At 43.8% G+C, this 20,673-nt stretch carries 17 protein-coding genes; 16 read left to right on the top strand and 1 reads right to left on the bottom strand.

Translation table 11 applies throughout. The features are described 5' to 3' along the window. Positions 1–158 precede the first annotated feature (158 nt). The 8 genes from ACIQZD_RS07695 to pyrE are packed head-to-tail and all read left to right on the top strand — an operon-like array spanning position 159 to position 9,662. On the top strand, positions 159–1,094 hold the full coding sequence (locus ACIQZD_RS07695) for an aspartate carbamoyltransferase catalytic subunit (RefSeq protein ID WP_402900403.1): 936 nt from the start codon (positions 159–161) through the stop codon (positions 1,092–1,094). Beyond that, positions 1,057–2,343 (top strand): dihydroorotase, encoded by a 1,287-nt coding sequence (locus ACIQZD_RS07690; protein WP_402900398.1) that lies wholly within the window; start codon positions 1,057–1,059, stop codon positions 2,341–2,343. Before ACIQZD_RS07695 ends, ACIQZD_RS07690 begins: the two co-directional genes overlap by 38 nt. Then, positions 2,340–3,446, top strand: a complete 1,107-nt coding sequence (locus ACIQZD_RS07685) for a carbamoyl phosphate synthase small subunit (RefSeq protein ID WP_289352246.1) — start codon at positions 2,340–2,342, stop codon at positions 3,444–3,446. The genes ACIQZD_RS07690 and ACIQZD_RS07685 overlap by 4 nt, the downstream gene beginning before the upstream one ends. Continuing rightward, positions 3,425–6,631, top strand: coding sequence for a carbamoyl-phosphate synthase large subunit (gene carB, locus ACIQZD_RS07680; RefSeq protein ID WP_402900393.1), 3,207 nt, complete (start codon positions 3,425–3,427; stop codon positions 6,629–6,631). Before ACIQZD_RS07685 ends, carB begins: the two co-directional genes overlap by 22 nt. Next, positions 6,628–7,407 carry a dihydroorotate dehydrogenase electron transfer subunit gene (locus ACIQZD_RS07675; RefSeq protein ID WP_352921538.1) on the top strand — a complete coding sequence of 260 codons (780 nt, stop codon included), beginning with the start codon at positions 6,628–6,630 and terminating at the stop codon, positions 7,405–7,407. The genes carB and ACIQZD_RS07675 overlap by 4 nt, the downstream gene beginning before the upstream one ends. Then, a complete protein-coding gene (locus tag ACIQZD_RS07670; protein ID WP_402900388.1) occupies positions 7,404–8,345 on the top strand; it encodes a dihydroorotate dehydrogenase in 942 nt (313 codons plus the stop codon). The genes ACIQZD_RS07675 and ACIQZD_RS07670 overlap by 4 nt, the downstream gene beginning before the upstream one ends. Then, entirely contained in the window at positions 8,317–9,033 is a 717-nt protein-coding gene (gene pyrF, locus ACIQZD_RS07665; protein WP_402900385.1) for an orotidine-5'-phosphate decarboxylase, read from the top strand. Before ACIQZD_RS07670 ends, pyrF begins: the two co-directional genes overlap by 29 nt. Beyond that, positions 9,027–9,662 (top strand): orotate phosphoribosyltransferase, encoded by a 636-nt coding sequence (gene pyrE / locus ACIQZD_RS07660; protein WP_101224604.1) that lies wholly within the window; start codon positions 9,027–9,029, stop codon positions 9,660–9,662. The genes pyrF and pyrE overlap by 7 nt, the downstream gene beginning before the upstream one ends. Positions 9,663–9,708: 46 nt before the next feature. On the opposite strand, the gene ACIQZD_RS07655 is transcribed toward pyrE, so the two are convergent. Then, the gene (locus ACIQZD_RS07655; protein ID WP_402900382.1) at positions 9,709–11,430 is read right to left on the bottom strand and encodes an Rqc2 family fibronectin-binding protein; all 1,722 of its coding nucleotides are present in this window, start codon (positions 11,428–11,430) and stop codon (positions 9,709–9,711) included. Between the two features lie 295 nt (positions 11,431–11,725). Between ACIQZD_RS07655 and ACIQZD_RS07650 the strand changes: the two genes are divergently transcribed. From ACIQZD_RS07650 to priA, 8 genes are all read left to right on the top strand, one after another. After that, positions 11,726–11,854 (top strand): hypothetical protein, encoded by a 129-nt coding sequence (locus tag ACIQZD_RS07650; RefSeq protein WP_260357047.1) that lies wholly within the window; start codon positions 11,726–11,728, stop codon positions 11,852–11,854. Further along, positions 11,854–14,532: a cation-translocating P-type ATPase gene (locus ACIQZD_RS07645; RefSeq protein WP_402902008.1), complete on the top strand. Its 2,679-nt coding sequence runs from the start codon at positions 11,854–11,856 to the stop codon at positions 14,530–14,532. Before ACIQZD_RS07650 ends, ACIQZD_RS07645 begins: the two co-directional genes overlap by 1 nt. 155 nt (positions 14,533–14,687) lie before the next feature. Then, a complete protein-coding gene (locus ACIQZD_RS07640; protein ID WP_137018775.1) occupies positions 14,688–15,563 on the top strand; it encodes a YicC/YloC family endoribonuclease in 876 nt (291 codons plus the stop codon). A 53-nt stretch (positions 15,564–15,616) separates the two neighbouring features. Continuing rightward, entirely contained in the window at positions 15,617–15,880 is a 264-nt protein-coding gene (remA, locus tag ACIQZD_RS07635; protein ID WP_034313813.1) for an extracellular matrix/biofilm regulator RemA, read from the top strand. Positions 15,881–15,890: 10 nt separating this feature from the next. Next, complete coding sequence (gmk, locus tag ACIQZD_RS07630) at positions 15,891–16,505, top strand: guanylate kinase (RefSeq protein ID WP_034313809.1); 615 nt, start codon at positions 15,891–15,893, stop codon at positions 16,503–16,505. Between the two features lie 3 nt (positions 16,506–16,508). Beyond that, positions 16,509–16,715, top strand: a complete 207-nt coding sequence (rpoZ, locus tag ACIQZD_RS07625) for a DNA-directed RNA polymerase subunit omega (protein ID WP_101224607.1) — start codon at positions 16,509–16,511, stop codon at positions 16,713–16,715. 261 nt (positions 16,716–16,976) lie between these two features. Then, positions 16,977–18,185, top strand: coding sequence for a bifunctional phosphopantothenoylcysteine decarboxylase/phosphopantothenate--cysteine ligase CoaBC (gene coaBC, locus ACIQZD_RS07620; protein WP_402900378.1), 1,209 nt, complete (start codon positions 16,977–16,979; stop codon positions 18,183–18,185). Positions 18,186–18,191: 6 nt separating this feature from the next. Next, complete coding sequence (priA, locus tag ACIQZD_RS07615; protein ID WP_402900375.1) at positions 18,192–20,603, top strand: primosomal protein N'; 2,412 nt, start codon at positions 18,192–18,194, stop codon at positions 20,601–20,603. The last annotated feature ends 70 nt before the right edge of the window (positions 20,604–20,673 follow it).

The raw sequence follows: 20,673 nt of genomic DNA, 5'->3' as shown, positions 1-20,673 counted from the left end.
GTCCGGAGAGGCTTAAAAGGGTGTTGCTGTAAAGATGAATGAGAACGGGATAAAGTGTAAACCATCCGTGTCCTCACAATCTTTATGACCTACACCCTGTCCTTAATGGCGGGGTGTTTTTTATGCCCCGCATCACAAATGTGAAAGGAGCAGGATCGATGAAAAAATTATTGACCATGAATGAATTGACTTTGACTGATATTGAAAGAATTTTACATGAGGCAGAGGGTTTTGCCAACGGATCTAGCTGGAATCCAAAGCAGCAGACCACAGTTGCCAACCTCTTCTTTGAACCAAGCACACGTACAAAATCAAGCTTTGAAATGGCTGAAAGAAAACTGGGACTTGAGGTCATTCCTTTTGATGCGGGTACATCATCCGTGTTAAAAGGCGAAACCTTATATGACACTGTTAAAACGTTAGAAGCAATAGGTGTAAATGCCTTGATCATCCGTCATGAACAGGATAATTATTTTGACGAATTGAATGAGAAGATCGGGATTCCAATAATCAATGCAGGGGATGGCTGCGGAAATCACCCAACCCAATCATTACTGGACTTATTGACGATAAAACAAGAGTTTAAAAGTTTCAAAGGTCTGAAGATTGCGATAATCGGTGATGTGATGCATAGTCGGGTTGCAAAATCGAATGCAGAAGCATTGACCCGTTTAGGAGCGAATGTCGTATTTTCGGGTCCGCCTGAATGGTTTGACAGAACAAACAGTTTAGGAAGGTATGAAGACATCGATCATGCGGTAGCTACAGCGGATGTGGTCATGCTGCTCAGAATACAGCATGAAAGGCATGTTGAAAAATACGATCACGCAAATGGAGATTACCTGGAAAGTTTCGGCCTGACCAAACAACGTGAAAAAAATATGAAACCGGATGCGATCATCATGCATCCTGCACCAATAAATCGCGGTGTTGAAATAGACAGTGATTTAGTCGAATGCAGCCGCTCAAGAATTTTCAAACAAATGGAGAATGGCGTATTCATTAGAATGGCCGTATTAAAAAATGTGCTTGAACAATCCGAAGGGGGAAACATTCATGAAAACAGTAATCAAAAATGGAGTATTGCTAGATAATCAAAACTCATTCAAAAAAGCGGACATTGAAATGGAAGGCAAGGTCATCACAAAAATCGGCGAGAACTTGGCAACGGAAAATTGTAAGGTAGTTGACGCTGAAGGGTTACTTATTACTTCAGGATTTGTTGACCTGCATGTCCATCTACGTGAACCGGGCGGTGAACATAAAGAAACAATCGCAAGCGGGACGCTTGCAGCGGCAAGAGGCGGTTTCACTACGGTAGCGGCGATGCCGAATACAAGGCCAGTTCCTGATACAGTGGAGAACCTTGAGGCGCTTAACAGGAAGATTGAAGAAACGGCTCATGTCAGGGTACTTCCATATGCATCCATTACGATTAGGGAAGCAGGCAAGGAGCTGACCGACTTTTCTTCATTAAAACAAACGGGTGCTTTCGCCTTTACGGACGATGGCGTAGGAATTCAAGAAGCCGGGATGATGCTGGAAGCGATGAAACGGGCAGCAGCTCAAGATATGGCCATAGTTGCTCATTGTGAAGACAATAGCTTAATCAATAAAGGCTCCGTCCATGAAGGAAGATTCTCAAATGAACAGGGGATCAATGGAATTCCGTCCGTATGTGAAGCTGTACATATTGCCCGGGATATCCTTCTTGCCGAAGCGGCTAACTGCCATTATCACGTGTGCCATATATCCACGAAGGAATCGGTAAGGACGGTAAGGGATGCAAAACGTGCAGGTATCCGAGTTACAGCCGAAGTTACACCGCATCACTTATTATTGTGTGAAGATGATATACCGGGACTTGATACGAATTATAAAATGAACCCGCCATTAAGGGGCCGTGAAGATCGGGACGCGTTGATTGAAGGACTGCTTGACGGAACCATCGATTTTATAGCAACAGACCATGCCCCGCATGCGGCAGAGGAAAAGGCGCAGGGGATGCAGCTGGCTCCTTTCGGAATAGTAGGATTGGAAACGGCCTTCCCGCTGCTTTACACCGAATTGGTTAAAAAGGGCGTCATAACATTAAAGCAATTGATCGATTTCATGACAATCAAACCATCTGAAAGTTTCTCCCTTCCTTATGGAGAGCTAAAGGAAGGTGCTACTGCGGATATCGTGCTCATCGATTTGGAAACGGAAAAAGAAATCAATGCTGAAGAGTTTGCTTCAAAAGGGAAAAATACACCTTTTAATGAAAAGAAATGTTATGGCTGGCCAGTCATGACGATTGCAGAAGGAAAAATAGCTTGGGAAAAAGGACGTGTTCAAGGATGAAAAGACAGCTAATTTTAGAAGACGGGACAGTATTCCTTGGGGAAGCATTCGGAGGGGACGTAGAAAAAATAGGTGAAGTCGTTTTTAACACAGGAATGACGGGGTACCAGGAGATTCTATCCGATCCATCGTATTGCGGTCAAATCGTTACACTTACGTATCCATTAATCGGGAACTACGGGATAAACCGGGATGACTTTGAATCCATCAATCCAGCCATAGCAGGATTCGTCGTTAAGGAAACAGCAGAACTTCCTTCCAACTGGCGAAACCAATTATCACTAGATGAATATCTGAAAATGAAGAACATACCTGGAATAAGCGGAATCGATACGAGAAAGCTGACAAGAATCATCAGGAAATCAGGTGCACTTAAAGGGGCGCTTTGCAATATCAATAAAGATGCAAATGAAGTGGTTTCCCAATTGAAAGCAACGGTGATTCCTTCAAATCAGGTAAAACAGGTTTCAACAAAAGCACCTTATTCCAGCCCGGGCAGAGGCCCGCGGGTAGTTCTTGTAGACTACGGCATGAAGCATGGGATTTTACGTGAGTTGACGAAGCGCGGCTGTGATGTCGTGGTTGTGCCTTATAACGTCACGGCCGAAGAAGTGATGCAATATCATCCGGATGGCGTGATGCTTTCAAATGGTCCTGGAGATCCGAAAAGTGTTCATGAGACGCTCGAAATGATCCGTACAATCCAAACGCAAGTGCCGTTATTCGGAATCTGTTTAGGACATCAATTATTCGCACTTGCAAACGGGGCGGATACGGCAAAATTAAAATTCGGCCATCGAGGTTCGAATCATCCGGTTAGGGACCTTCGTACCGGGAAAGTATCCATCACATCTCAAAATCATGGATATACAGTTGAAGAGCTTTCCATAGAAAGTACAGATCTTATTGTGACACATACAGCATTGAATGACGATACGATTGAAGGTCTGCGCCATAAAAAGTATCCGGCTTTCACCGTACAATATCACCCGGAAGCATCACCAGGTCCGGAAGATGCCAACTATTTATTCAATGAATTCTTACAAATGATTGAAGCTGCAACCAACAAGGGGGAAAAAACATGCCAAAACGCACTGATATAAAAAGCATCCTAGTAATTGGTTCCGGTCCGATCGTCATCGGACAGGCCGCCGAGTTCGATTATGCAGGAACCCAAGCGTGTATAGCCTTAAAAGAAGAAGGTTATCGAGTGATCCTGATTAACTCTAACCCTGCTACAATCATGACAGACACTGAAATGGCTGACGCGGTTTATATCGAACCGATCACATTGGAATTCGTCAGCAAAATCATTCGTAAAGAGCGCCCGGATGCACTGTTACCTACCTTGGGCGGACAGACTGGCTTGAACATGGCTGTTGAGCTTGCCGAATCAGGAATCCTGGAAGAATGCAATGTCCAGATTCTTGGTACCAAACTTTCGGCTATCCAACAAGCGGAAGACCGTGACCTTTTCCGTACGCTAATGAACGATCTTGGGGAACCAGTGCCTGACAGCGACATTATTCATAACTTGGAAGAAGCTTATACATTCGTTGAACGAGTCGGCTATCCAGTCATTGTTCGTCCAGCCTTCACGCTTGGCGGAACAGGCGGTGGGATTTGTGATAACGAAGAGCAGCTTATCGAGATCGTTGAGGGTGGCCTGAAAAGCAGCCCGGTTCACCAATGTCTGCTTGAGAAGAGCATCGCCGGTTTCAAAGAAGTGGAATATGAAGTGATGCGTGATTCCAATGATAATGCAATAGTCGTTTGTAATATGGAAAACTTCGATCCTGTCGGTGTCCATACAGGCGATTCAATAGTTGCGGCACCAAGCCAAACATTAAGTGACAGAGAGTATCAAATGCTTCGAAATACGTCTTTGAAGATTATCCGCGCCTTGAAAATTGAAGGTGGATGTAATGTTCAGCTTGCGCTAGATCCAAACAGCTATCAATATTATGTCATTGAAGTGAACCCAAGGGTCAGCCGTTCTTCGGCACTTGCTTCAAAAGCGACTGGGTATCCAATTGCAAAGCTAGCAGCAAAGATAGCCGTTGGTTTGACGCTTGATGAAATGATGAACCCTGTCACAGGCAAAACCTATGCAAGCTTTGAACCGGCACTGGACTATGTCGTTACGAAAATTCCGCGCTGGCCTTTCGATAAGTTCGAAAGCGCCAACCGTAGACTCGGGACCCAAATGAAAGCGACCGGAGAAGTCATGGCAATCGGCCGTACATTCGAAGAATCCATCTTAAAAGCTGTCCGTTCCCTTGAAGCGGGTATATACCATCTTAACTTGAATGACGAGTTTGAGGATGGAAAAATAGAGAAACGGATCCGAAAAGCCGGAGATGAACGGTTATTCTATATCGGTGAAGCTTTAAGAAGGGGCAAAACGATCGAAACCATCCACGAATGGAGCCAGATCGATTTATTCTTCTTGCATAAGTTGAAAAAGATAATCGACTTTGAAAAGCAGCTTAAAGAACATTCATTTGATTGTGAAGTATTGCAAAAGGCTAAAGAACTAGGGTTTTCTGACAAAACGATCGCGGAAATATGGGAAGTTCCTGAAATTGACGTCTATGAGTACCGGAAACAGCAAGGAATCATCCCTGTTTACAAAATGGTTGATACATGTGCTGCCGAATTCGAATCGGAAACACCGTATTTTTATGGGACATATGAAGATGAGAATGAATCCATCGTGACCGACAAGAAAAGTGTCATTGTTCTGGGATCAGGTCCAATTCGGATCGGGCAAGGAGTAGAGTTTGATTATGCGACCGTACATTCGGTATGGGCCATTAAAGAAGCGGGATATGAAGCGATCATCATCAACAACAATCCCGAAACAGTTTCGACGGATTTCAGTATCTCCGACAAACTTTATTTCGAACCATTGACTATTGAAGATGTCATGCATGTCATCGATTTGGAAAAACCGGAAGGGGTCATCGTCCAGTTTGGCGGACAGACAGCAATCAACCTTGCAGATGGTCTTGTTGAAAGAGGAGTGAAAATCCTTGGTACTTCACTTGAAGACCTGGATAGGGCGGAAAATCGAAATAAATTTGAAAAAGCACTTAAGGATTTAGGCATTCCGCAGCCAAAGGGTAAAACCGCAACATCGGTTGATGAAGCGATCGTCATCGCTGAAGATATTGGTTACCCTGTTTTAGTAAGGCCATCGTATGTTCTCGGAGGAAGAGCGATGGAAATCGTCTATAAACAAGAAGAATTACTGCATTACATGAAAAATGCCGTGAAAATAAATCCAGATCATCCTGTCCTGATAGACCGCTACTTAACGGGTAAGGAAATCGAAGTCGATGGTATTTCCGATGGTGAAACGGTCGTTATCCCTGGAATCATGGAGCATATCGAACGTGCCGGTGTCCATTCAGGTGATTCGATTGCAGTTTATCCGCCGCAAAATTTAACGGAAAAACAAAAAGAAGTAATCATCGACTATACGACCCGATTGGCAAAAGGCTTGAATATAATTGGTCTCTTGAACATTCAATATGTCATCAGCAATGAAGAAGTGTATGTAATTGAAGTGAATCCACGTTCGAGCCGGACCGTTCCATTCTTAAGTAAAATTACGAATGTGCCGATGGCTAATTTAGCCACAAAGGTCATCTTGGGACACACACTAGAAAGCCAAGGTTACCAATCTGGGTTAGTGCCAGAACAAACTGGGGTCTTTGTGAAAGTGCCGGTCTTCTCTTTTGCAAAATTAAGAGGCGTGGACATTTCTCTCGGACCTGAAATGAAATCGACTGGTGAAGTAATGGGGAAAGATAGCACCCTTGAAAAGGCTTTATATAAAGGGTTGGTCGCTTCCGGCTTCAAAATTAAGGGGCATGGTTCGGTGTTATTGACGATATCGGATAAAGATAAGCAAGAAGCGCTACTTTTAGCAAGACGTTTCCATAATATCGGTTTCAAGCTGATAGCCACCAGCGGAACTGCGGCCCTATTGCAGCAATCGGGCATCCCGACTGCGATTGTAGGTAAAATTGGCGAAGAAGGTACAAACCTGCTGGATGTTATCCGGAACGGGGAAGCGCAATTTGTCATAAATACTTTGACAAAAGGCAAGCAGCCGGCCCGGGATGGTTTCAGAATCCGACGTGAATCGGTTGAAAATGGAGTGACATGCTTAACATCACTTGATACGGCAGAAGCTATTTTAAGAGTGATAGAATCCATGACCTTCTCGGCAGAAGCAATGGGAAAAACGGAAAAAAGTCGTGAGGTGAGCTATATATGATCAAGAAGGAAAGAATGAAGGTGTTAAATCATAAGGAGCTGGCCCCATCCATCTTTGAACTTACTCTGCAAGGTGAATTGGTTTCAGAGATGAAGCAACCAGGCCAGTTTGTCCAGGTCAAGACAACAGAAGGCACTGAGCCATTGTTAAGACGCCCGATTTCAATTTCTTCTTACAACAGCAGTGAAAAACAGTTCACGATGATATACCGGGCTGAAGGGAAAGGAACGACGCTGTTATCACAGCGTAAAGAGGCGGAAGCGGTCGATATTCTTGGACCCCTTGGCAACGGATTTCCCGTTCATGAGGCCAAAAAGGGAGAAACGGCATTATTGGTTGGCGGCGGGATTGGTGTCCCGCCCCTGTATCAACTTTCACAGATGTTGGTTGCGAAAGGTGTTAAGGTAATCCATGTATTGGGCTTCCAGACCAAGTCAGCCATCTTTTACGAAAAAGAATTCAGTGAATTAGGTGATACCCATATAGCCACGGTGGATGGTTCATATGGGACAAAAGGATTTGTTACGACTGTAATAGACAACCTGGAGCAAGAGTTTGCAACGATCTTTTCCTGCGGGCCTACACCAATGTTAAGAGCGTTGGAAGCGGGCTATCGTGAGAAAAAGCTTTACCTGTCCCTCGAGGAAAGGATGGGCTGCGGCATCGGTGCATGCTTTGCCTGCGTGTGTCATACAGGGGATGATCCAACTGGATTCAGTTATAAAAAGGTATGCAGCGATGGACCCGTATTCCGGGCAGGAGAGGTGGTACTATGAGCAGGCTTTCAGTTGAATTACCAGGATTACATTTGAAAAACCCAGTCATGCCAGCATCTGGATGCTTTGGATTCGGCCGTGAATACAGTCAATTTTTCGACTTGGATATTCTTGGGGCGATCATGATCAAAGCGACCACTCCTGAGCCGAGGTTCGGTAACCCTACTCCGCGTGTTGCGGAAACCTCTTCGGGAATGCTCAACGCCATCGGTCTGCAGAATCCAGGTTTAGAAAAGGTCATCAGTGAAGAGCTGGACTGGCTAGGTGGGTATGATGTTCCCATCATCGCCAACGTTGCAGGTTCGCAAATAGCTGACTATGTAAAGGTTGCCAGGGAAATAAGCAAGGTGGGGAATGTAAAAGCACTTGAATTGAATATCTCTTGTCCGAATGTAAAAGAAGGAGGCATAGCTTTCGGTACGGTACCGGAAGTTGCCAAAGAGGTAACCAAGGCGGTCAAGGAAGTATCTTCCGTTCCTGTATATGTGAAGCTTTCACCGAATGTCAGTGATATTGTGGAGATGGCCAAAGCTGTAGAAGAAGGCGGGGCCGACGGGCTGACAATGATAAATACATTAGTCGGCATGCGGTTGGATTTAAAGACTGGTAAACCGATTCTTTCGAACAGAACGGGAGGTTTATCTGGTCCTGCAATAAAACCTGTTGCGCTCCGGATGATTTATGAGGTAAGCCAGCAAGTGTCGATTCCAATAATCGGAATGGGCGGCATCGCTACAGCGGAAGACGTCATTGAATTTTTCTATGCGGGTGCCAGTGCTGTTGCGGTGGGAACCGCGAACTTCGTGGATCCCTTTGTATGCCCGACCATCATTGAAGAATTACCGAAATTGTTGGATGAGCTGGGATTTGACCATATTTCAGAATGTACCGGAAGGAGCTGGAAGCAGAATGAAACAGTCACTAATTATCGCTCTTGATTTCCCTGACTTCATTCAAACGGAGAAATTCCTAAAACAGTTCCACTCGGAAAAACTGGCTGTTAAAGTGGGGATGGAATTATTTTATCAGAATGGACCATCAATAATCTCTTTCGTAAAAGAGCAAGGCCACGATGTGTTTTTGGACTTGAAGCTTCATGATATTCCGAATACGGTCAAAATGGCCATGACAGGATTGGCAACTTTAGGTGCCGACTTGGTCAATGTACATGCGGCGGGTGGCCAAAAGATGATGGAAGCAGCCATCGAAGGCCTGGATAAGGGAACGTCCGCTGGTAAAAAACGTCCATTATGCATAGGGGTTACCCAACTGACCAGCACATCACAAGAACAAATGAATGTTGAGCAAAACATTGCCGGATCTCTGGAGGATTCGGTCCTCCATTATGCAAAACTTACTAAACAGGCAGGATTGGATGGCGTCGTCTGTTCCACCCATGAAGTAAAGAACATACATGAACGCATCGGTCATGAATTTTTAACGGTCACACCTGGAATCCGAAATGCAGGAGGACAGACGCATGATCAAAAGAGAATTGCCACGCCTGAACAGGCTAGGGAATTTGGAGCGGATGCCATCGTTGTAGGAAGAGCCATAACGGGGGCTGAAGATCCATTAAGGGCTTATTTGGATATGAAAGCAGCTTGGGAGGGAATATCATGTTAAATAATAAGATAGCTGAACATCTATTGGAAATAAAAGCAGTGTACCTACAGCCGAATGACCCATTTACTTGGGCATCTGGAATTCAATCACCCATTTATTGTGACAACCGCTTAACCCTTTCATACCCAGAGGTTCGCAATGAAATAGCGGAAGGATTGAAAGGATTGATTGAACAGCACTTCCCTGAGGCTGAACTGATTGCAGGCACAGCAACTGCCGGCATTCCGCATGCAGCTTGGGTGAGTGAAAAATTAAATGCACCGATGTGCTATGTTCGATCCAAAGCCAAGGAGCACGGAAAGGGCAATCAAATCGAAGGCCGCGCTGTTCCAGGACAAAAAGTGGTGGTTGTGGAAGACTTGATTTCAACCGGCGGAAGTGTAATTACTGCTGTTAACGCGCTGAAGGAAGCAGGCTGTGATGTTCTAGGAGTCGTTTCGATCTTTACTTATGAATTGGAAAAGGGAAAAGAAAAATTCGATGCTGAGGGCATTATTAACCATTCGTTGAGTGACTACTCGACTTTGATAAAAGTCGCTAATGAAAAAGGGTACATCACGGCAGATGAATTGGAAAAGCTAAAAAAATGGCGGGAGAATCCGGCTGATACAGCTTGGATTTCAGCATGAAAATAGAGGCGGCCCAATCATGGAGGATTGGGCCGCCTCTATTTTTTTACTCCTTTACCGCTTCCTTTAAGCGTATGACGGTATCGGCATCAGGTGTAATATATACGGTCTGCTGCTGCTCATAGATTACGAACCCGGGCTTGGAACCATTCGGTTTCTTAACATGGCGAACTTGTGTGAAATCAACGGGCACTGAGCTCGATTGCTTAGCTTTACTGAAGAAAGCTGCTAATACGGCTGCCTCTTTTATCGTTTCTTCACTTGGCGATTCATTTCGAATCACAACATGTGAGCCAGGTATATCTTTGGTATGAAGCCATATTTCATCACGGCGTGCAAACTTATTGGTTAGGTAATCATTTTGTTTATTATTCTTCCCGACAAAAATGAGATCTCCATCTGTGGCATAATATGTTTCAAGCTGCGGTTTTGCATTTGCAGGCTTTTTCATGCCTTTTTTCTTTTTTTGCCGAATGTATCCTTCTTCCTGAAGTTCTTCGCGAATCTCCTCTATATCTCTGGGTGACGCTGATTGAAGCTGCTGATGCAAGGCTTCAAAGTAGGCCAATTCCAATTTTGTTTTTTCGATTTGTTCTTGGACGACTCCGACTGCATTTTTGGACTTTTGGTATCTGGAGAAGTACTTTTGTGCATTATCTGATGGATTTTTTAACGGGTCAAGCGGGATGGTGACCATACTTTGATCTTCATCATAATAATTGACGACTTCTATTTCCTTCATGCCTTTTTTCATTTGATATAGATTAGCTGTAAGCAGCTCACCGAACAACTGATACTGTTCCCCGCGTTCCGTATCTTTTAATGTACGTTCGAGTTTCCCGATTTTTTTTGAGTTCTTTTCGATTTCATTTGTAATGAAACGTTCTACATCCTGGCTCTTTTGCTTAACCCGATCTCTTTCTGCCTTTCCGAAGTAATAGCGGTCGAGCATCTCGCTCAATGAAGAAAACGTACGTTGATTGCCAGTCAGATGCTCTAGTGAAAGCATATAAAAAACTTCTTTATTTCCATCTTGTTTGATCGTGGCGGCATACTTCTGCTCCGAGATTTCCTGGATAATACTTAAAAATGCTGAAGGAAGGGTCGTGCTGTTGGCAAGTCCAGACCGGTAGACGGCTTCCTTTGCAACTAATGGTGAAACTCCGGAAAAATGGGCAACAAGCTGTCGATCCAGCTTTCCTGCATTGAAGTCGATATTCTTCCTGATATCGTCCTCGGTAGCATCGAAGGGATTATTCTTTTCTTGTGCGGGTGGAGCCTTATATTCCTGGCCGGGCAATATCGCCCGATAACTGTTTACTGCATGTGAAACATGCTTAATGCTGTCCAAAATCATATTCCGTTCTTTATCGACTAAAACAATGTTGCTGTGACGCCCCATGATTTCGATGATTAACTGCTTTTGGGAGACATCACCAAGCTCATTGCGGCCCTTCACTTCAAAAATGATCATCCTATCAAGTTCATATTGATAAATATTTTCTATCGTGTAGCCTTCGAGGTGCTTCCTAAGAAGCATGCAGAACATGGGGGCTTCTTTGGGATTTTCATAGCTTTCTTCAGTCATTTGCACCCTCGAATAACTTGGGTGGGCTGACAATAAGAGCTTATGGTTCTTACCTCCAGCACGAACAACCAGTATTACTTCATTTTTATAAGGCTGATGTACCTTATTGATTCGTCCACCTTTTAATATAGAAGCGATTTCTTCAGTCATCGCTTTCGTAAATAATCCATCAAATGACATTCTATTTTTACTTCCTTTACATAAGATTTTCTAAGATACTCATTTTGCTAGGCGTTATCAGTGCATCAGGACTGCCCATTTTAGCTAATCACAAATTTTAAGCGAACTGGGTGAAAAGCTGAAGCTGCCGTTCGGGAATATTGAATGGATGCTATTTTTATAGGTACCTGAGATTAATCCTAAATTTGACCATCCATCATGATTAGCTCTCGTTCATTCATTATATTATCCGCATCGTTCTTCTTTCCGCAATTCTGTTTAATTATAGCATTATTTTGGACGAGTCTGAATAATCATGGAAGAAGAGCAGGTTGTTTTATGTATCGGTAAGCAGGCAGGTGTTGGATGGGTAAAGCAAAAAGCGCCTGTTGAGATGTATACAGGAGCCTATTTCATTCTATTCAAAGGGATGTGTGATACTTGATGGAGTTCAAGGAAATGAATAATCAAGAAATGGAGAAAGCGCTTCAAACAAACGTTACACACGGTTTGGACGATGATGAAGTAAAGGACAGGCTGCGAAAGCATGGCTTTAACGAATTGAAGGAAGGAGAAAAACAGTCTGCCATTCTTTTATTCTTCGCCCAATTCAAAGATTTCATGGTCATCGTTTTACTTGCCGCGACATTGGTCTCCGGGATATTGGGTGAATATATCGATGCGATTGCCATCATGGCGATTGTTTTTTTGAATGGATTACTTGGCTTTTTTCAAGAACGGAAGGCAGAAAAATCCTTGGATGCCCTAAAGGAAATGGCTGCGCCGCAAGTTAACGTGCTTCGAGGTGGACAGTGGCTGAAAATCCCTTCGAAAGAAGTCGTTGTGGGGGATATCCTGAAGTTTTCGAGCGGTGACCGAATTGGTGCCGATTTACGGATCGTCGACCATTCAAGCCTTGAAATAGAAGAGTCTGCACTTACCGGCGAGTCACTCCCGGCCGTTAAATGTTCCGATCCATTGATGAATGAAGTCGAAGGTATCGGTGATCAGGAAAATATGGCTTTTATGGGAACGATGGTGACAAGAGGAAATGGAGTCGGAATCGTAACCGCTACAGGTATGAATACGGCGATGGGCAAGATTGCGGATCTCCTGCAGACTGCAGAAACAAAAGAAACACCGCTTCAGCGGAGGTTGGAGCAGCTAGGCAAAATTTTGATAGTCACGGCTTTAATATTAACTGTAATTGTGGTCCTGACTGGTGTCATTCAAGGGCATGACCTCTATACGATGTTTTTGGCCGGGGTATCATTGGCTGTTGCGGCGATTCCCGAAGGCTTGCCAGCCATTGTGACCGTAGCCTTGTCTTTAGGCGTTCAGCGTATGATCAAACAAAAAGCGATTGTCCGCAAACTTCCTGCCGTAGAAACACTAGGCTGCGCAACGGTGATTTGCTCAGATAAGACAGGAACACTGACCCAAAACAAAATGACGGTGACGAAGATTTGGAGTGGAGGGAAAACTTGGGATGTCAGCGGTACTGGTTATAAACCTGTCGGAGAGTTTTCTTTAGAGGGAGTTTCAGTTGCCCCGAGAAACCATAATGCATTGCTGCAAATAATTACATTCGGCATGCTCTGTAACAAAGCTGAGTTAAAGGAAAATGGTAAACAATATATTTTAGACGGTGATCCGACAGAAGGGGCGATGTTGGTCGCGGCAATGAAAGCAGGGTTGACGAGGGAACACCTGTCTAAGAGGTTTACGATAGTCAAGGAGTTTCCGTTTGACTCGAGCCGCAAAATGATGAGTGTCATAGTGAAGGATGATAAAGATAATCATTTTGTCATCGCAAAAGGGGCCCCTGACGTATTGATCGCCCAGTCCGATACGATTCTTTGGGAAGGAAGGTCGGAAATATTAAATCGGGAGAGTAAGGAAAGGGTACAGCAGGACATGAATGAGCTTGCCTCGCAGGCACTTCGAATGATTGCTGTTGGTTATAAACCCCTTTCAAAAGGAACGATTTTGCTTCAAGAAACCGAAGCTGAACGCAATTTGACCTTCATGGGACTGCAGGGCATGATCGATCCCCCGCGTCCGGAGGTGAAGCAGGCAGTTAAGGAATGCAGGGATGCCGGGATTAAAACTGTCATGATTACTGGCGACCATGTAATAACCGCAAAGGCAATAGCTAAAGAACTAGGTATTTTAAAAGGAAAAGACCGTGTACTTGAAGGACGGCAATTGGCGGACATGGATGTCGGGGAACTTGAGGAAGTAGTTGAAAGTGTTTCGGTATTTGCCCGCGTTTCCCCAGAACATAAGTTAAAAATCGTAAAAGCCTTGCAAAATAAAGGACATGTCGTTGCAATGACAGGGGATGGAGTCAATGATGCCCCTGCAATAAAATCAGCGGATATTGGTATATCCATGGGCATCACGGGTACTGATGTCTCGAAGGAAGCTTCTTCCTTGATATTGGTTGACGATAATTTTGCCACAATTAAATCGGCCATCAAAGAAGGCAGGAATATTTATGAAAACATCAGGAAGTTCATCCGTTATCTGCTTGCTTCCAATGTGGGGGAGATTTTGGTCATGTTTTTTGCGATGCTATGCGCCTTGCCTTTACCTTTGATACCAATCCAGATCTTATTCGTGAACCTTGTAACCGACGGACTGCCCGCGATGGCGTTGGGGCTGGATGCCGCCGAAGAAGATGTAATGAAAAGAAATCCAAGAAATGCCAATGAAGGTGTTTTTGGAAGAGGGCTTGGCTGGAAGATCATCTCACGCGGTTTTCTGATCGGGGTTTCTACATTGATCGCATTTTATGTTGTATATCGTGCAAATCCCGAAAACCTTGCTTATGCACAAACGATTGCGTTCGCTACCTTGGTACTGGCTCAGCTTATACATGTATTCGATTGCCGAAGTGAACGTTCGATCTTCTCGAGAAATCCATTCGGTAACCTTTATCTAGTGGGGGCGGTATTATCCTCCCTATTATTGATGGTAGCCGTCATGTATGTGCAGCCTTTACAAACAATCTTTCATACGGTACCGATTTCGGGAAGGGATTGGCTATTAGTAATAGGAATGGCATCCATTCCAACTTTTTTACTGGCTGGAACCTTTTTAGCAAGAAAAGCACAATGATATATGATATAATCTTTAAGGTGGTAGAGTCTTGCTCTATTGCCTTTTTATTTTTGTAGTATTTTATTTGTGAGCTAAAGTTTTCGTGCTGTAGCTAATATATAATGAATGTTAAAGGCTAAATTACTACATTATGTTTGATAGGATGTGGAACCATGGTTACCAGTATGACGGGCTATGGAAGAGAAGAAGCGGAAAACGAACAGGTCAAGGTTTTTGCTGAAATTAAGACCGTGAACCATCGTTTTTGTGAATATACCATTCGAATGCCGCGCCAGCTTTTGGTTTTGGAAGAAAAGGTGAAAAAAAAGGCGAATCAATACATAAGAAGGGGACGCGTGGAAATCTTCATTACAGTTGAAGGTGAGAGCCTGGTTTCCAAAAAGGTGAAGATCGATTGGGATCTTGCTGATCAGTATGTGGGATTGATGGAAGAAGTCAAGGGAAAATACAATCTGGAAAGTTCCATTACATTACAGGATATGCTGCAACTTGAATCGATTTTCATAACGGAGGAAGTACCTGCGGTTCCTGCCGATTTGGAATCCCTGTTATTGAAGGCTGTCACGGGGGCATTGGAAAATCTGAAAAAAATGCGGAATCTGGAAGGTCAGGAACTGGCCTTGGACATGAAACGCCAGCTTGAAAAGTTTGGTGAGATTGTAGCAGGGGTCAAAATGCATGCACCTTCAGTCGTCGAAAAATATAAAGCCCGCTTGGAAATCAAACTGGCAGAGTTGACTGAAGGATTGATCGAAGATAGCCGCATTGTGACAGAAGCGGCCATTTTTGCTGATAAATGTGATATAAATGAAGAACTGACCAGACTCGATAGCCATGTACAGCAATTTTCAAGGACGCTTACCCATAGTGAACCAATTGGAAGGAAACTTGACTTCCTTGTCCAGGAAATGAATAGGGAAGTCAATACGATTGGATCAAAGGCAAATGATTCGGCCATTACCAAAGAAGTGGTGGAAATGAAAAGTCTGCTTGAAAAATTAAAGGAACAGGTTCAAAATATCGAGTAGTCAGTTTATGATGAACCTAACAAGGTGACAATAGATATGAATGGGGGACAAAAATGTCAATTAAGCTCATTAATATTGGTTTTGGGAATATCGTTTCCGCAAACCGGATCGTATCCATCGTGAGCCCTGAATCGGCTCCGATCAAAAGGATCATCCAAGATGCCCGAGACCGCGGATCCTTAATAGATGCTACATATGGTAGAAGGACTAGGGCCGTTATAATTACAGACAGCGACCATGTTATCTTATCTGCCGTTCAACCGGAAACGGTTGCCGCACGGCTTCAAGATAGAGATGACAGCGTAGAAGAGGGGTAACTGAAACAATATGAGAGAAAAAGGTTTATTAATCGTTTTGTCCGGTCCATCCGGTGTTGGTAAAGGAACTGTAAGAAAGGCGATTTTTTCTCAGCCAGGAACGGCATTCGAATATTCGATTTCGATGACCACACGGCTGCCTCGCCATGGTGAAGTGGACGGAGTGGATTATTTCTTCAAAAAACGCGAGGAATTCGAAGCACTGATCGAAGAAGGAAAATTGCTGGAATATGCAGAGTTCGTCGGTAATTATTATGGAACACCCGTGGATTATGTCCGTGAAACAATCGATTCCGGAAAAGATGTATTTCTGGAAATTGAAGTTCAAGGAGCTAAACAGGTCCGGGAGAAATTCCCTGAAGGACTTTTCATTTTCCTTGCTCCTCCGAGTTTGACCGAACTCGAAAGCCGCATCGTTACTCGCGGAACCGAGACGGAGGAAGCGATAAAAGGACGGATGAAAGTGGCCAAGGAAGAAATAGAACTTATGGATCTGTATGATTATGTTGTTGAAAATGATCATGTGGATGCCGCATGTGCTAGAATTAATGCAATTGTAATAGCCGAGCATTGCCGTCGGGAAAGAGTTGCTGTTTTATATAAAAAAATGTTGGAGGCGGAATAAATTATGTTATATCCATCAATTGATTCTCTATTACTTAAAATCGATTCAAAATACTCACTTGTATCAGTGGCAGCTAAGCGTGCCAGGGAAATGCAAATTAAAGATAATTGCCTCATAACGAAACCGGTTTCCCATAAATCAGTAGGTCGTGCCCTTGAAGAGATTCATTCCGGTAAGTTGACTTACGATAATTCTTACGAGGAAAACTAAAAGAACACATAGCTTGACCTATCGGGCCTGACACCCTAAAGCAAACAGGAGCGTAACATTTGGAAAGTGCTTCCTTCCTGCGGCCAAGGTGTCAGGCCTGTTTGTTTTGGTTTTAAAAAAGTCCGGAAGTCATTGATGAAAGCAGGCAGAGATATGGAATGTTTAGGGAAATCCATATGTTATTGCGCATTTCGAATGAAATTTCTTCGGTTTTCCGTCATAATTAGAAGAAAATAGAATGTATAGTTAGGGGAAATTTGCATGCTTATCGATAAAAAAGTACTTCTTTGTGTCACCGGCGGGATTGCTGTATATAAGGCTGCTGCCCTGACAAGTAAATTAACTCAGGAAGGTGCACATGTTAAAGTGATCATGAGTGAATCGGCACGTAAATTCGTGACGCCGCTCACCTTTCAAGCACTTTCGAGAAATGATGTGTACACAGATACTTTTGATGAGAAGGATTCATCAGTCATTGCCCACATCGACTTGGCTGATTGGGCTGATATCATCCTGTTGGCTCCTGCTACAGCCAATGTCATCGGAAAGGTAGCCAATGGAATCGCGGATGATATGATTACGACCACACTTCTGGCAACGGAAGCGCCTGTCTGGGTTGCGCCGGCAATGAACGTGCACATGTACGCCCACCCAGCGGTTCAGAAAAATATGGAGACACTTCGGTCGTTTGGATATCAATTCATTGAACCGGGTGAAGGGTATTTGGCCTGCGGTTATGTAGGGAAAGGGCGATTGGAGGAACCGGAAACAATCGTAGAACATCTTAATCGATATTTCGATGAACGCAAATCACACCAACAGCCTCTTAAAGGAAAGAAATATTTAATAACGGCAGGACCGACTCGTGAAGCAATCGATCCCGTGCGTTACGTGACGAATCATTCCAGCGGCAAAATGGGCTATGCCCTAGCTGAAAAGGCAATCGAAATGGGCGCTGAGGTGACATTGATCACTGGCCCAGTGAACTTGACACCACCTTCCAAGGCCAAAGTAATACCAGTGGTATCAGCAGCAGATATGTATGATTCGGTATTCGATCAGTTCGATTCCAGTGACGTCGTAATCATGACAGCTGCAGTGGCGGACTATAAACCGAAGATTTATCATGCTCAAAAGATGAAAAAGCAGCCAGGGGAAAATGTGATTGAATTTGAACGGACAAAGGATATCCTCATGGAACTCGGTGAAAATAAAACTCATCAGTTCTTGGTAGGCTTTGCGGCTGAAACGAACAATGTTGAAGAATACGCAAGAGGGAAATTAGCCAAAAAGAATGCAGATATGATCGTTGCCAATAATGTTACTGCACAAGGGGCAGGATTTGGAACGGATACGAACATCGTGACTATTTACGATAAAGATGGAAGTGCGACCGAACTTCCAAAAATGAGTAAAGCGGATATAGCTAAAAGCATCCTGGCAGAAGTATCTCGCATGCAAAAGGAATGATGTCATATGGATATAGCATCCGTCATCGTGGATGTACCTGCTAAACAAACGGATCGAGAATTCGACTATCGCATACCTGAAAAGTGGAACCAAGTCATCAAACCCGGAATGCGGGTCATCGTCCCATTCGGTCCAAGAATGGTTCAGGGATTCGTCACAGGCTTAAAAGCTAAAAGCGAATTTGCGAAATTACGCTATATAAAAGAACCAATGGATTTGGAGCCCATTCTTAATGATGAATTGCTTCAGCTGGGTGACTGGTTGACCAAAGAGGCGATGTGTTTTAAAATTTCAGCGCTACAGGCCATGCTTCCGGCAGCGATGAAAGCAAAGTATGAAAAAGTGATCAAAGTCGTTGAAGATAAAAAGGATCAGCTGCCTCCCTTCATTCAAAACCTTTTCGGGAAAAATGATTCAATATCTTGGAAAGACGTGATTGAAGGGGAGAACGCCTCCCTTTTCCAAAAGGAAATGGAAAATGGCAATCTTGAGCTTGTATATAATGTGAAAAACCGACTTAATAAGAAGACAGTCCGTGTCATAAAATCTTTGCTTTCCCCTAAGGAACTGAAAGAAATGGCATCAGCCATGTCAAGCAATGCAAAAAAACAACAGGAACTCCTTCAATACTTTACTGAACATCAAGAACCCATTCCGTTAAAAGAATTGCTTGAATTGATGAACACATCAAGCGGTACCGTCAAATCCCTAGTGTCAAAAGGGGCCTTGGCGGAAATGGATCAAGAAATATACCGAGATCCTTATGAAAACCGTGTGTTCGAAAAATCCACTCCCTTTACACTTACAGCTGAACAAACAGCTGCCTTGAAGCCTATCCAAGAGAAAATATATCATGATGAACATGATGTTTTCCTTTTATATGGTGTAACCGGAAGCGGGAAGACGGAAGTGTATCTACAGGCTATTGCCTCTGTCATTGAAAAAGGGAAGGAAGCCATCATGCTTGTACCTGAAATCTCTTTAACTCCACAGACGGTGAAGAGGTTTAAGGAAAGGTTTGGGGAGCAGGTAGCTGTCATGCATAGCGGTTTATCCGTAGGTGAAAAATATGATGAATGGCGGAAAATTCACCGTAAAGAAGTAAAAGTTGTGGTGGGCGCGCGTTCCGCCGTGTTTGCTCCTTTTGAAAACCTGGGGCTGGTCATCATTGATGAAGAGCATGAATCCAGTTATAAGCAAGAAGAAACGCCAAGGTACCACGCCAGGGACGTTGCCATTGAAAGAGCAAAATCATATAGGTGTCCGGTTATTCTTGGCAGCGCGACACCTACACTTGAATCTTTTGCGCGAGCCAAGAAAAATGTCTATAAATTATTGACACTTAGCCAGAGGATGAATAAAAATGCGTTGCCAGCAGTGGATATTGTAGATATGCGCGAAGAACTAAGAACGGGAAATCGTTCCATGTTTTCGGAACTGCTCTTTACCAAGCTGAAAGACCGGCTTGAGAAGGGGGAGCAAACAGTTCTGATGCTAAATAAAAGGGGGCATTCTTCCTTTGTGATGTGCCGAAGCTGCGGATTGGTCATCAACTGCCCTAATTGTGACATTTCACTCACATATCATCGCTTTAATGATATAATGAAATGCCATTATTGCGGTTTTGAAGAGGGAATGCCTTCCGCTTGCCCTGAATGTGAAAGTGAACATATAAGGTTCTTCGGTACAGGCACTCAAAAGGTTGAAGAAGAGCTTGCGAAAATCCTCCCTGAAGCACGGGTCATACGGATGGATGTTGACACGACGAGTAAGAAGGGTTCGCATGAGCGGTTGCTGAATGCCTTTGGTGAAGGGAAGGCCGATATATTGTTAGGCACCCAAATGATTGCCAAGGGCCTTGATTTTCCTAATATCACCCTTGTTGGAGTCCTTTCAGCCGATACGATGCTGCATCTGCCTGATTTCCGTTCTTCGGAAAAGACATTCCAGCTGCTGACACAGGTCAGCGGAAGGGCAGGACGTCATCAGCTTCCGGGAGAAGTGGTCATCCAAACCTATACACCTGAGCACTACAGCATCGAGCTTTCTGCCTTTCAGGATTATGATGCTTTTTATGAACGGGAGATGCATCTAAGGAGGCAAAGTCATTACCCTCCCTATTATTATGTTGTCCTTATAACCGTTTCACATGAAGATTTAATGAAGACAGTGAGTGTTACTGAGAAAATCACGAATTATTTAGGCTCACGATTGAATCGGGATTCTATCGTACTAGGTCCGGTTGCTTCGCCCATTAGTCGAATCAACAATAGATATCGCTATCAATGTCTGATAAAATACAAACGAGAGCCGGACCTGAATCAGCATTTACGCACACTTTTGGAGCATTACCAAAAAGAAACCGCTCAGAATCAGCTGCAGATTTCAATAGATTTAAATCCACAGATCATGATGTAATTGTTTAAGAGATGGATGATTACCGCGAGCTGTTACAGCTTGCGTTTTTATATAATGAAGTGTTGTTTTT

Origin of the sequence: Peribacillus sp. NPDC096447 (assembly GCF_044762725.1) — a bacterium.
GTDB lineage: Bacteria > Bacillota > Bacilli > Bacillales > DSM-1321 > Peribacillus.
This window is presented reverse-complemented; position numbering and strand designations above follow the sequence as displayed.